This is a genomic window from Haoranjiania flava (assembly GCF_025631005.1).
Classification (GTDB): domain Bacteria; phylum Bacteroidota; class Bacteroidia; order Chitinophagales; family Chitinophagaceae; genus Haoranjiania; species Haoranjiania flava.
The window spans coordinates 35,189-49,493 of record NZ_JAOTPL010000004.1 but is presented as its reverse complement, the minus strand read 5'-3'; the positions used below and the strand labels follow the sequence as shown (position 1 = coordinate 49,493).

Genomic DNA, 14,305 nt, shown 5'->3' with positions numbered 1-14,305 from the left:
CAACCAAAACCTAACTTGAACAGATTTTTAAAATATTGCTTCAACATATACCTTATCGTTAGTTTTTATAGCGGGTATGCTCAACCTTATTATTGCAAACACTTTGAAATGAAAGACGGCTTATCCAACAATACGGCTATGTGTTTACTACAAGATTCCAAAGGCTTTGTATGGATAGGAACAAAAGATATGGTAAACAGATATGATGGTACAAAATTTAAAACTTTTGCCTTAGAGCCCTTCCTTACTTCTTCCATAAGACACTTGTACGAAGATTCTAAAAAAATATTATGGGTGGGCACAGAAAACGGTTTGTATGCTTATAACGAAAACAAAGAAACCTTTAACCTCGTTAAAGAGACAGTGAATACAAATATCTTTTCGATAACCGAAGACCTGCATGATAACAATATTTTATTCATCGCCGACTTTAGCCTGTTCAAAATAAAAAATAATGTTGTAAACAAAATAGATTTAAAAACGCCGCTAACTACTCTTTGCAGTTTTGATAAGCATACGGTATGGATAGGTAATACCAACAGTAAACTAATCAAATACAATTTTATAGACAATTCAGCAGAGCAATACGATCTGACCCACAATGGCATTATCAACAATGGCATGTGGATAGAAAAACTGTATAAGCTCAACGACAGCATTTTACTGGCAGGCACTACAGCACATGGGGCCAAAGCATTTAATACCAAAACAAAAAAATCTACAGATATTATTTCCAAGAGCACCAACGGCAAAAACCTGTATATAAGAGACTTTTTAAAGGTATCTGACGAGGAAATATGGATAGCTACGGAAAATGGTATTTATATTTTATATCCCAAAACCAACAACTATATAAATCTTGTAAAAAATTACAATGACCCTTTTTCAATTAGCGATAATGCAGTATACGGCCTGATCAAAGACAAAGAAGGCGGTATATGGGCAAGCACCTATTTCGGTGGTGTAAATTATTTTCCAAAGCCCTATAATAAATTTGAAAAATTCTTTCCGAAACAAAGAGAAAACTCTGTAAGCGGCAACGCAGTAAGAGAAATAGTAAAAGATTACAACGGCAATTTATGGATAGGAACAGAAGATAACGGACTTAATAAATTTGACCCGAAGACAAATAAGTTCACTCATTACAGGTCAGGTAAAAATGGTATAAGTTCTTCTAACATTCACGGTCTGGTTGTGGTAGATAACGAGTTATGGATAGGAACTTTTGATCAGGGGCTCGACGTTATGGATCTGCATTCAGAAAAGATTATCAGGCATTACCAGTATGGTCCAGGGAAAAATGATTTGAAAAGTAATTTTGTACACTCATTAGCTAAAACAAAAAACAAAAAAATTATAGTTGCTACCACCAATGCCATTTTCACATATAACAAAGACAATAATAACTTTGACATTATACCGCATATGCCTGTCGATATATTTTATTCTTCTTTGCTGGTAGACAGTACAGGCAAGATCTGGAGCGGAACTTTCAATAATGGCTTGTACACGATTGATATGGAAAATAAGGTTGTAAACAGGGTGCGATTTCCTTTGAACAATAAAGACGATATACTTATTGAAAAAAGAATTACAGATATTTACCAGGATAGCGAAAGCAATATCTGGATAGCAACCGAGTCCTGCCTGTACAAATATTATCCTGCAAAAAAGGTATTTAAAGAATATTCAACCAGAAGCGGTTTACCGGCTAATCTTATTTATTCAGTAAAAGAAGACAACAATAAAGTGATGTGGATAAGCACTTCTAAAGGCCTTGCCAGCCTTGGCCTGGCTGATAATAGCATAAAAATTTACAATAGAAATAACGATCTTTTATACGAACAATTCAATTACAAATCATCTTTTAAGGATGATAACGGAGATATGTATTTCGGCGGCATAAAAGGCATGATAAGATTCAACCCTGAAAACTTTATGATTGATACATTTAATCCTCCTTTGTATATTACAGGTTTCCAGATATCCAATAAAGAAGTTGGCATCGGGAATGAGGAAAATGCCAAACTTAAAAAATCTATTATCCTTACAGACAATATAACACTTAAACATGATGAATCTACTTTTAGCATTGACTTTGCCGCTCTTGAATTTTCCTCATCAGAAAATATTCAGTATGCTTATATGCTGGAAGGACTAGATAAGGAATGGACTTATCTTGATGAGAACAGAAGAGTTTATTATACCAATCTTCCTGCAGGCGTCTATAATTTCAAAGTGAAATCTACCAACAGCAACGGCATTTGGAGTAATAATGAAAGACGCCTGCAACTCAATATCCTGCCGCCTTTCTGGAAATCAAACTTTGCCTATTTAATTTACACGCTGCTGGTAGCGGGTTCTCTGTACCTGGTTTATACTTTCTACAGAGAAAAAAATCTGCAAAAAATGGCCATATTGAATATACAAAGAGAAAAAGAACTGTACCAGTCAAAAATAGATTTCTTTACACAGGTAGCGCATGAGATCCGTACACCGCTGACCCTGATCAAAGGACCATTGGAAAAAATAATGAAAAAACGCAATATCCCGGATGATGTGGGTAAATATATCGTGATCATGGATCGCAACACACAAAGGCTTTTATCTCTTACCAACGAATTATTGAACTTCAGGGAAATAGAGACCAATAAATTCTCGCTGACATTTACTAAACTCAACATTACAGACATAGTATTATCGGTAATTGAAAGATACCAGGATGCCATAGATCAGAAGGATATCATGCTCAAACGCAACATCCCGGATAAGGATATATTTGCTTTTGCAGACCAGGAAGCGCTGATAAAGATCATCAGCAATTTATTGAATAATGCTTTGAAATACGGTGAAAGCCTGATCGTTGTTTCACTTAACCATTCAGACAAAAAAAATGAAGTTTATATAAGTGTCAGCAACGACGGCAAAAAAATTCCCGCTGAGTTGAAAGACAGAATATTTGAACCTTTTTTCCGTACAAAAAACACCAAAGAAACGGGCAGCGGCATAGGGCTTACACTGGCCAGATCATTGGCTGAATTGCACAACGGTTCCTTAAATTTCATTAATTTACGGGAAAATTTAAACACATTCGAACTCATAATACCTGACCACATTAACAAAGAAAAAGAATCATGACAGAAGCGAGAGCATTCAGCACCATTTTGCTGATAGACGACAATGAAGATCTGCTGGAATTCTTATCTGACGATCTTGCTGAGGAATATAATGTATTGGTAGCCACGAATGGCAGCGAAGCGCTGAAGATGCTGGAAGAGCATTGTATTGATTTAATCATCAGTGATATCATGATGCCCGTAATGGACGGAATGGAACTTTGTGAAAAAATAAAAAATGATGTAGAGATGAGCCATATTCCCGTAATATTGCTCACCGCTAAAAATACATTGGAATCTAAAATCAGCGGGCTTAATTCCGGCGCAGATGCTTATGTAGAAAAACCTTTTTCTCCCGAATATCTTCGTGCACAAATTGGGAGTTTGCTTAAAAACAGGAATAAAATAAAAGAATATTTTATTAATTCACCGCTTACACATATTAAAAGCATTGCGCATTCCAGATCCGATGAAATATTCTTAGAGGAGCTTAACCGCATTATTTTAGAAAACATCTCGGATATAAACCTTGATGTAAATCAGCTTGCTATTTTCATGAATATGAGCCGGCCCACTTTGTACAGGAAAATTAAATCCATATCGGATCTCACTCCCAACGAGATGATCAACATTACAAGGCTCAAACAGGCTGCGGTTTTATTAGCTGAGGACAACCTGCGAATCAATGAAATTTACAACGTTGTTGGTTACAGCTCGCCTTCACAGTTCGGCAGAAACTTCCAGAAACAATTTAAAATGACGCCTTCCGAATACATCAGATCGCTCCGGAATGCCAATTGATAATTTCATAACATAGCTTGTAGTGCGGCATTGATAAAGCCTTGCTTCTCGCTGCAAGGCTTTTCTCAAAAACGACTACTTACTTTCTGTACTTTCTGCCCAGCTATCTGTCCTGAAAGGAGATGCCGGCAGGCTGCTGCCGTTGTACAGGTTTATATCAGGATTATTTGCCCAACCATACCTAACCGCAACCGGATCGGCTACATTTTTTGAAGAAACAATTATTTTATTTCTTTCTATTTTCGCATCTGCCCAATAGAACCTTTTGTCTTTTCCGGCAACGGCAAAACCTTTGAGCGCCGCGCCACCAGCAGCTTTCAGGCCTTTATCATGCGAAAAAGACAGAATGATTTTATTTCCCTTCACTACATGACTTTTGTATATGGGCCCGGAATAGCCTGTTTGTTTTCCATAGGTTTTATTCAGCGCAATCAAGGCTAACCGCCGCCCTACTTCCTGCTTATTTTTCGGGTGAATATCTTTTTCATCTCCAATATCAATTGTTACTGCCATGCCGGTATTTGGCAGGCCTGTGGCCATTAACTGCGCTTCTCTGAGTTCTGCCCATTGTGATGCGCCGGGCGCCTCGTCACGCTTCATAAAATTAGCAAGCTGCACAAAATAAAATGGAAAATCCCCGGAAGAGAATTTACTTCTCCAGTCTTTGATCATCGCTGGAAACAAAGTTTGATATTGAAATGCTCTTGTCGCATTGCTTTCGCCCTGGTACCAGATAGCGCCTTTGATTTTATAGTTTATGACCGGGTTGATCATGGCATTGTATAAGACGGCAGCCCTGTTGGGCCCGGTTTGCGATTGTGGTTTTGGCGGAAGATCTTTTAAAGAATAAGCTATCTTGTACAGCCAATCTCCGGCTAAAGGAATTGTTTTAGTACCTGATTTATTCTGTATAGTAAATTCAGTAGCATTTCCATGAATACCGCCATTACTTCTTACATCATCTACACGAATGGTGATATAATTGTCTCCCTGATGCAGTAAGCGCGCAGGAATTGCATACACTCTTTGCTGATCCCATTTATTAACAGCGCCAATTTGCTCGCCGTTAAACCAGGTGATATCATTATCATCTGCATAAAAACGCAACACGGCATCTTCGCCGTTCCAGTCTGCGGGTACAGATATTTTTTTCCTGAACCATACCACACCATCAAAGCCTCTCAGACCTTTTTCTTCCCAGAAACCCGGCAACTGCATAGCTTTCCAGCCTGTTACATCCAGATCAGGCTTATGCCAGACGGGGCTTCCGGCTACATATCCCGGATCTTTTTGTAAGGCAAGCGCCTCCCAATTCTGTTCTGCTGTACTCAGTTCCTCTTTACTCATCGGTGGTGTAAACTTTATTGTTTTTGCAGCTTCGGCGAAATCTTTCATCCTGCTTAAGGTTTCATAACTTGTCCATGCTTCAGCTACCGTGCCGCCCCAAGATGAATGAATTAACCCGATAGGGATTTTTGTTTGGTTATAAATTTCCCTGGCGAAGAAATAAGCAGTAGAAGAAAAATCGGCAACAGTAGCAGGTGAGCAAATATCCCAGCCATTGTTTCTAACCTTTAGATCTGCCTGGGGTTGATTAGCTGTAACATGTATTGCCTGTAACAACCGTATTTCCGGGAAATGGGCATTCGCAATTTCCTGCTCATAATTGTTGACTTTTCCCCATCCGGCTAAAGGCATTTCCATATTTGACTGGCCGGAGCAAAGCCATACTTCGCCGATCAGTACATTTTTTAAAGTAATGGTATTGTCCTCTGAAACACGGATGGTATAAGGCCCTCCGTACTTTGGTGTTTTTACGTGCAGCTTCCAGTCGCCTTTCGCATCTGCTTTGGCAGTATAATTTTTATTGTTCCAGGATGTATGTATTTTTATGGTCTTATTTCTCCCGGCTGTGCCCCAAATGGCGGCATCGCTGTTTTGTTGCAGTACCATATTATCACTGAAAATAGCAGGTAATTTTACTTCTGCCAGGCAGATACCTGAAAAAAAGAACAATGCTAAAAGCAGACCGGATGTTTTAAAAAAACTATTCATTATTATAAATTTAATTAATTTCTAAGTAAGGGGAATTGGGATATGCGCAGCTGCGTACAGCCGTAAGGGATCAATTCTATCTCTTCTGTATCTTCTGAGGTTTCCATCTGATAAATATTGCTGTACGGAATTGGCCCCGTCATTTCATTATACAAACTCCAGGAAGGAATACGTTTGGCCGCGGTTTTAATGGAGATGGGCGCGTTGGCGGTGTTCCACGGAAAGGCTGCCGGCTGTTTGTGCTTTACCACTTTGAAATTATCTGCTTCATTTTTATTAAACAATGCATAATTCCAGGGAGAAGGAGTTACAACTTCTTCATATGAATCGCCATACACCAAGGGGTCTTTTGTATTTTTTACCTGTACAATTTTTTCTTGCATTTTTAAAGCATAAACCAAAGGGCCTCTTTCAACAGAAACAGAATTTTCGTGCCAGCGGTTTTTATATACATGCATCGGCAATCTTAATTCAACCACATCACCTTTACTCCATACACGATCAATCGTTACCACTTTGGCTGCTTTTGCCGGTGTATACTCCTTTCCATTAATCCTGAAACGCGCTTCCCTACACCATTCAGGCACACGAAGCTGCAAGGAAAATTGTGCTTTTTTATAGGCTTCAATATCTTTGATTACAAATCTTATTTCTTCCTCAAAAGGATAATTAGTTTCTTCTGCAATGGTCACACGCACGCCATTGGCAACCTTTGCCGTAACTTCAGAAGGAGCGTAAATGAGCGCTGCCAGGCCTCCCTGATCTGTTTGATACCAGAGGTTTTGCGTAAACTTCGGCCAGCCCTGGTGCATGTTGGCTGTACAACACGGATAGCCGGTAAGCAACCCATAGCATACATCTGTACCATGATGGTTTATATCAAAATTACGGATATGCCTTGTAGCCATTACCTGGTTAGCCTGCTGAAAATACTGCCTTCTCATAAAATCATCTGAAACCTGCGCCGGCAAAGCGTTAAAGGCTATTTTCTCCAGCCGGTCAGCAAACTTACTATCCCCGGTAATGGATAATATTTTTTCCATCGAAAACATCATCTCTACCGCCGAGCAGAGTTCGGAGCCCTGCGTAGGATCACTGCCATGCAAGGCTTCATCGCCACCATATAAACCATGTGCCATACCGTTAAACTTCATTAAATCATTATAACCTTTTTCCAGGGCCTCCAGGTATTTTTTGTCCGGATGGTGCTGATAATAAATTGCCGGCTCTTTAAAGCCCTGTGCAAGATTTACGCAATGAATGCTGCCTTTGGTTGATAAAAGATCTGTATGCAAAAATGCATGGGTATAATCAAATGTCTGCTGATGAATCAGATCACCGAGCTCCAGTAAAAAATCATCCTTGGTAATATCATGCAACCAATAAACAGCCATCAGGTTATCTCCACCGCGGTAATGTGCCCAGGATGTCCAATGCCCGAGCGGTTTTTCCGGCAAGGTCTTTAATTGATATCGAAAATAATCAGTCATCAATTTAATAACCCTTTTATCCCGCGTGGCGGAATAATATTGCATCAGCACCTTGAGCATTACCATCTTGGGCCACCAATCCAGGCTATTGTTGCGCTGGATGCCAGCCTCCGGCCCATAATCTTTTGAAGGGCCAAAGTTGCCGTCTGCACGCTGGCTTTGCAGAGTCCATTCAATCCATGGCTTCGCTTTTGCTATCAGCTCTTTATCGTTCAGTATATAAGCAAGCGGCACAAGGCCGTCTATCCAATATGGGCCTCTCTCCCACTGATCGCCATCACCGCCTAACCAACCATTTCGCTTATTCATGACCAAAGGGTACAATTCATCAAGCCTGCCGGTTGATCCATGCTTTTGCCTCATCAGCATTTCATGCAGCCAGCCTTGCGGCTTAATGGCGCCGAGTGGCAATTCTTTATACATACTATTGGATTTGAAAGAATGCTGGGCCATCGTATTCATGATAATGAACATTAAAAAGCTGCTTAAAAAAAATAATTTGTACATACACTGAATTTATTGTTTACAAGCGTACAGAAACCGCAGCGCCATCTTTGATTAGATAATTTCTTTTGGTTGAAGTTATTACATGTATCTCCAACTGCTGATTTTCGTCAACGCTATACTGCATCCATAACAAGACCTTTTTTCCGCGCATCTCCATATCACCGGCGTGTGGGAGCCGCTGATCAATGTGCCAGATGATGCTGTTACCAGGTTGTATTTCCCGCCGGGAAGTTTGCGCATACAATACATGCACATGGAGCAAAAACGCAGATGAATAAAAGTTTTTAACCATCGAACAAAAGTTATGATACCTAATAATCTCCTGTTGAAATCAATGTAAAGTTATCAAAAACTCCTTTCGACTGCCGATCTCCTTTTACAATAAGTCCCGCACGCAGCGCCCTGTCCCATGGCGGCAGCTGTTTCCCTGAAATAATATTTCCAATATTCCTGAAATTATTGCCGTCCTTTACAGCAAACTGTAACTCCGTACTATTTGTAACCGTAACTTGTAAACCGATCTTTCTTTTGTTGCTGACAGGCACTTCTGTTATTACAGTTTCTTTCCCTTTCGCCATATGAATCAATGATAATTTGTTTACTTTAACCGTTGCCGCTACATAATTATCATCATCGCCTATAATTGTAATTCCCGCATCTGTATTGCTTTTACGCGGAAATACATCTACAGACATTTTATAATTTTTCGTGTACGTTTTCTGAGCGAGAATGGCTGCGGGCTTAGTACCACTGCCAACTGACAAATTTAATTTATTAGATGCAATTGTAATTTCCGGCTCATGAAATACTGACCAGTTCCAGGATACGCCAGGCTTTCTTTTATTAAAATTGTCGGAAAAATGTATCTTACTCCGGTAATTATTTTCGCTGTAAATAAATCCTTTATCAAATTCGATCCAATTATCCGAAGTAAAGCGAAATTCTTTTAACAGGCCCTGCCTGCCGGTGTACACGCCTCCCATTTTATGATAGCCGTGGTATAGGAAATAATATTTATCGCCTTCTTTAAAAGCGGTGCCATGACCCTGGCATTTCCAATCGCCTTCTTCTGTGAGCAACGGATTTTTATCATACTTCTCCCACGGCCCGTGCAAAGACCGCGAACGCGCAACGCCTGTGGCGTAGGTACATCCTGAACCGCAACATCCTGCGGCTGCATATATTGCATAGAAATAATTGTTGTGCCTGAGAATGCTGAGGCCTTCCACCAGGTTGCGCTCCCACTTATCTGTGTCCCTGAACATTTCCTTTCTTTCTCCAAGCAACTGTGTTCTTTCCTCGTTCATCTCCTGTATCCACATAATGGTTGGCTTGCGCTGGCTGTTGCCATCTTCTTTCCAGATCAAAAATAATTTACCATTTTCATCGCGCATGGGAAAACCGTCTATGGAACCCATCGGCTGCTCTACCAATGGCCCGTGATCTGTATAGGGGCCTTCAGGCCGGTCGGCGCTTGCTACAGCTACGGCAAGCGTTCCACCCTTGCGGCGTGCAGTATAATACACGTATACTTTACCATTTTCATAGCTCAATTCGGGCGCCCAGAAATAATGTTCAGCCCAGGAAGGCTTTTCCGGAAAAATATTTGTTGTCCATTGCCAATTCTTCAGATCTTTTGATTTCAAAACAGGATATGCCGGCAACCAGTTGCTGCTGGTGGCAGAGGCATAATAAGTATCACCAACTTTGATCACAGAAGGATCTGCAAAATCGCCTGGAACGTTGGGTATTTGTGCGTTTACAAGAAAAGCGGCAACGCAAAATGCAATAACTAAGTAATTCTTAAATTGTGAAATCTTCATCTTTATATCTTTTGTTGTTTATATAAACCTGTGTTTCCTGCTTCCAGCAAAGCCAGAAGCCGGCGGACCAATTCAGGGTTTTCTTTTGCTATATTTTTTGTTTCAAGGGGATCATTTGTATAATCATATAATTCTATCACCGGCTGCTGTTTCCTGAAATATTTTGTGATACGGTAACGATTAGTGCGCAGTGTGATCCCATTGTTGAAATAACCATATGCCCTTCCTTCTGTATTACTCTGCGGTTCTTTAAGCAATGGTAGAAATGATTTACCATCAAGCGGGTAAGGCTGTTTGACGCCGGCAAGCTCCAGTAAGGTAGGATAAATATCCACGGATTGAACAACTACTGAGGTAGCTGTTCCTGACTTTTTCATACCGGGAGCACGTATAATCAATGCACTTCTCAAAGCATATTCTGATAAAGTGTGTTTGCCCCAAACCCGCTGATCGCCTAAATGCCAGCCGTGATCGCCCCACAAAACAACAATCGTATTTTTATCTAACCCGCTTTCTTTCAGCGCATCTAAAACTTTCCCGATTTGCGCATCCACGTAACTAACGGAAGCATAGTATGCATGTCGCAGCTTTCTTGCATACTGAGCTGATACAGGGTTTTTAAGAGAAGGTCTTTCTTCGCCTTTTTTATACTGATTAAATTCATCACTGTTATGCCAACCTGTATTGTTCACGAAAGCGGGAAGATCTGCTGCAGGCGAAACCGGCAATTCGTCTTCTTTATAGAGGTCCCAATACTTTTGAGGAGCATTCCACGGTAAATGCGGTTTAAAAAAACCGACTGCAAGAAAAAAGGGCGACGGGCTGCTTTTGAGGGCTTCGATTTGTTTCACTGCAAGATCGGCAGTTAACCCATCCACATATCCATTATCCTCCACAGGAGCGGATTCATAAGGTTTTACATCTCCATTCTTGCTCTGCCTGTTGCTTCCATCTGCATAGCCAAAAAATGCATTCCATCCTGTTTGCCATTTGCCTGCATCGAACAGGAAACTGTCCCAACTATTTGGCAATTCCATCTTGTCTGAAACCGGTTGATTGTAACCATATACTTTACCATCGGCGGCATGACTGATTTTGCCGATACCAATTGTAGTGTATCCGTTACGGCGAAAGGCTTCAACCATCGACTCGGGCAATGCCTGTCTTTGTCTCCCTGCTGTAAGCCGCTCAAACACTGCATTTGACAACTGCGCTTTGGTTTGCGGATATTTTCCCGTGAGCAATGTAAACCTTGAGGGACCGCAAGTAGGTACATTTGCATAATGATTGAGGAATAACCTGCCCTGTGATGCAAGCGCGTCCATGTGAGGCGTAACCATGTGGCAGTTCCCGTAAGCATTTGTTTCGGGACGAAGATCATCAACAGCAATAAAAAGAATGTTTGGTTGTCCGGATGCAGAAAGGCTGCTGCCGGCACGTGGATTGCAGGATAACAACAGCACTGTCATTAACCCGGGAAAATAAATAGCTTTTTTTATCATTGAGACGTGAATATTAATCTATATACCTTGAAGGCTTACAGATTTTAATACGCTTTCCTATTTTACTTTAGTAACCTGCGGTCCAAGATACGACTTTTTCATACCACCAAAATCAAGTACGATTTTTTGTATCACCATACCGGGATCGCCGCATTTGATATGAAGTGTATGCTTGCCGGGCTTATCAATGTAAAATGTAGATTTATTGATAGCCGCGTTGCGCAAAACATTATCTGACCACGCTTGCGTATACTCCGGCGCTGATGATGAAGGCAAAGCCACAGGGCCATCGTCAATACAAACAGCATACCTTGTTTGAGAAGTACCCTGTTCGTGAAAACCAAAATCACGATCGGAACTCAATGGGAAAACCGGCAATACGTAGGTATACACATCAACCGGGCCGTGATGAAAAGTATAAAAATCATATTCCACACCCGGGGAATTATTGTCGCGGGGATTATGCACCCTGGCAACAGGATCGCCGATCATCACCGATTGATCTTCAAAACCAAGGTTGTGTATGATCTGCATTTTAATTTCATCCGTTTCGCGTTTGCGGTGAAAGGCTGCGCCTGCAATAGAGATTACACCATTATCTTCTATGTATAACCCTTTGACTTCAGCACGTAAAGGCAGCGTTGGGTTAAAGACAGACAGCAAAACTTTTTCTGTTGTATTTCCACTGGTGAATTCAATCTCACCAGCCACCTTGTCTCCTGCCGGAACTTTATTCCAGTCAACAGAGACCCATATCCTCTCTTCGTGTATTACAGTTCCCTTTGTTTTATTCACATGTATCCAATCGTGAGAAGCCTTCAGTGACCAGTTAAATGATCCCATACCTGTGTTAAAAATATCTATGAAATATTTTTTGTCAATATATTTATTGAAGGCGGGTAACTGATGATAACTGGTAACACCTTTTAAAGGTTCCTGACCCTCAACAAATAATTTCATGGCGGATGATACCGGAATGCTGACAGAGTCAAGCTTTGGCAGTTCAAAATAAGAAGCAGTAACGCCCTGGCGTAAAGACATCATGCGTTTCCACTTACCATTCATCAGGTCATTATAATCGTGGGAAATTTCATACAAAGTATCGTAATAATGCTTTACGCGGTCGCGCAATAAGTTGGCGGCGGACCTTCCCTGTGCAATGTAAAGCCTGTTCTGCTGTGCTGTTAGCCATTTTTTATTCATCAGTTCAGCGCCTTTTACAGGGTAATATAACAGTTGAAAGAAAGAAGCTTTTTCCTCCTCTGGCAATTGATTCAATATGCTTTCGGCTTTAGCGCCTATACGGTGATAATCAGTCATCCGCTTTTCTGCTTCGCCATAATTAGCAAAAGAAAAGTCAGTGTCAGTGGGCCTTTCACGTCCGTGCTTAAAAGTATTCCATTCATAACCCCAACCCATAAACTCGGGTTTACGTGAAAATGCAAGACGATTGTATTCCCTGGTTATTTCTTTCAGGTCATTAAAATATTTTTTTCCATAGATAGAACTCAGCCAGCTTGGCTGGTAATCTGCTATATTTTCAAAACTGAATTGGCTGATATCATAAGCCATATCCAAAAATAAGGTGACAGGAAATTCACATGATTTGATATCGCCTGCATTCAGCAGCCATATCCTGTCTGCGCCCGTGTTGTAGGCTTTATGCAATTCTTCATACATCAGCGAAGGCGGCGTGGAAGCCAGCCACAGGTAATCATGAGGCATGCCCAGATATGAAGCATGGTAATATACTCCCGATCTACCGGAACGCTTTTGCTCTTTGGAGTTGCTCAATTGTTTCATATAGCCGTAATTATCATCGGGCCATACAATGGTAACTTCATCTGGCACTTCCAGACCTTTGAGATAAATATCCAGCACTTCTTTGTAAGGCGTAAATGCCTGCGGAATTTGTTCAATCGGCTTATCTATATATTTTTTAAGGATTGCCTGTTGATCTTTTAATGCCTGACCCACGAGTTGTACTCTTTGTTCCAAAGTATAATTCCCAGTCATCGCTTTATCGTGCAGGCCGCGTAATGCCAGCGTATACACATTTTCGTAAGGCGAATTTTCTTTTACGCGTTTGTCGAGGACTTTTAAAATACCTTCTTTATTGGTCATGTAATTCCATTCGCCCATTGTCTTCTTGTCCCATTCGCTGGCATTGTTGAATAACAAGGGCTCGGGGTGTACGCTTCCCATCACGATACCAAATGAATCAGCAACCAGTTTATTAGCAGGATATTTATTGAATGCGCCGCTTGCCTCGTGCATGGCAGGGCATAAATAATTAGCTTTCAACCGGAGCAACAATTCAAAAACTTTTGCATAGGTTTTAGGCCCTATGTCTTTCAGTTCAGGATCGAATGTATTTTTTGCCCAGGGCAATAAACCCCAATCTTCATCATTGATAAAAATGCCGCGGTATTTAACAGCAGGCGCAGGCGAGGTATAAGGCTTTATATCCAGGAAAATATTATTCCTTTTCTTTACGGGCACGTCTGCCCACCAATACCAGGGCGAAACCCCGATAGCATCTGATATAGAAAAAAGACCGTAAGCCGTACCACGCCTGTCGCTCCCAACTATAACCAATGCCTGTTTCACATTGGGAAACGGATTATCAACAACCTGAATTTTATACCTCTCCCATTGGCCTTCTATTTCTTTTACATGAAGCTTGCGATTTTTCATTAGCTGTTCAATCACTTTGCTTTTACCCACCGTGCCCGCGATAATGATATGGTGCGCCTTAGACACTGTAGTGGTCAGAGCTGGCTTTTTACCTGATACTCTTTCTATATCATCGGCAAATAGATGAATAGCACGTTTAACAGACAGTTCATCATCAGCATCAAATAAAATATTTGCTGTAGTAATATCAAAAGAATTTCTTGTATTCCTGTCTGAAACTGACAGTTGTGCTCTGGCATTACTAAAAATTAAGAAAAATACTACTAAAGTTATCTTGCATTTAATATCCATACTACAATAATTTTTTGTCATCA

At 40.8% G+C, this 14,305-nt stretch carries 8 protein-coding genes; 2 read left to right on the top strand and 6 right to left on the bottom strand.

What is annotated here, in order from left to right; genetic code table 11:
* Window positions 1–108: 108 nt before the first annotated feature.
* Both OD355_RS04015 and OD355_RS04010 read left to right on the top strand, forming a co-directional pair.
* Window positions 109–3,138 carry a ligand-binding sensor domain-containing protein gene (locus tag OD355_RS04015; RefSeq protein ID WP_263037168.1) on the top strand — a complete coding sequence of 1,010 codons (3,030 nt, stop codon included), beginning with the start codon at window positions 109–111 and terminating at the stop codon, window positions 3,136–3,138.
* Window positions 3,135–3,917 (top strand): response regulator transcription factor, encoded by a 783-nt coding sequence (locus tag OD355_RS04010; protein WP_263037167.1) that lies wholly within the window; start codon window positions 3,135–3,137, stop codon window positions 3,915–3,917. The genes OD355_RS04015 and OD355_RS04010 overlap by 4 nt, the downstream gene beginning before the upstream one ends.
* A 75-nt stretch (window positions 3,918–3,992) precedes the next feature.
* Here the strand turns inward: OD355_RS04010 and OD355_RS04005 are convergent, their stop codons facing one another.
* The 6 genes from OD355_RS04005 to OD355_RS03980 are packed head-to-tail and all read right to left on the bottom strand — an operon-like array spanning window position 3,993 to window position 14,282.
* Window positions 3,993–5,972 (bottom strand): sialate O-acetylesterase, encoded by a 1,980-nt coding sequence (locus tag OD355_RS04005; RefSeq protein WP_263037166.1) that lies wholly within the window; start codon window positions 5,970–5,972, stop codon window positions 3,993–3,995.
* 14 nt (window positions 5,973–5,986) lie between these two features.
* Complete coding sequence (locus OD355_RS04000) at window positions 5,987–7,969, bottom strand: glycoside hydrolase family 127 protein (protein WP_263037165.1); 1,983 nt, start codon at window positions 7,967–7,969, stop codon at window positions 5,987–5,989.
* Between the two features lie 16 nt (window positions 7,970–7,985).
* Window positions 7,986–8,261, bottom strand: coding sequence for a hypothetical protein (locus tag OD355_RS03995; protein ID WP_263037164.1), 276 nt, complete (start codon window positions 8,259–8,261; stop codon window positions 7,986–7,988).
* A gap of 19 nt (window positions 8,262–8,280) precedes the next feature.
* Window positions 8,281–9,792, bottom strand: a complete 1,512-nt coding sequence (locus tag OD355_RS03990; protein ID WP_263037163.1) for a family 43 glycosylhydrolase — start codon at window positions 9,790–9,792, stop codon at window positions 8,281–8,283.
* A gap of 2 nt (window positions 9,793–9,794) precedes the next feature.
* Window positions 9,795–11,294, bottom strand: coding sequence for a sulfatase (locus OD355_RS03985; RefSeq protein WP_263037162.1), 1,500 nt, complete (start codon window positions 11,292–11,294; stop codon window positions 9,795–9,797).
* Between the two features lie 57 nt (window positions 11,295–11,351).
* Entirely contained in the window at window positions 11,352–14,282 is a 2,931-nt protein-coding gene (locus OD355_RS03980) for a glycosyl hydrolase 115 family protein (protein WP_263037161.1), read from the bottom strand.
* Window positions 14,283–14,305 lie beyond the last annotated feature (23 nt).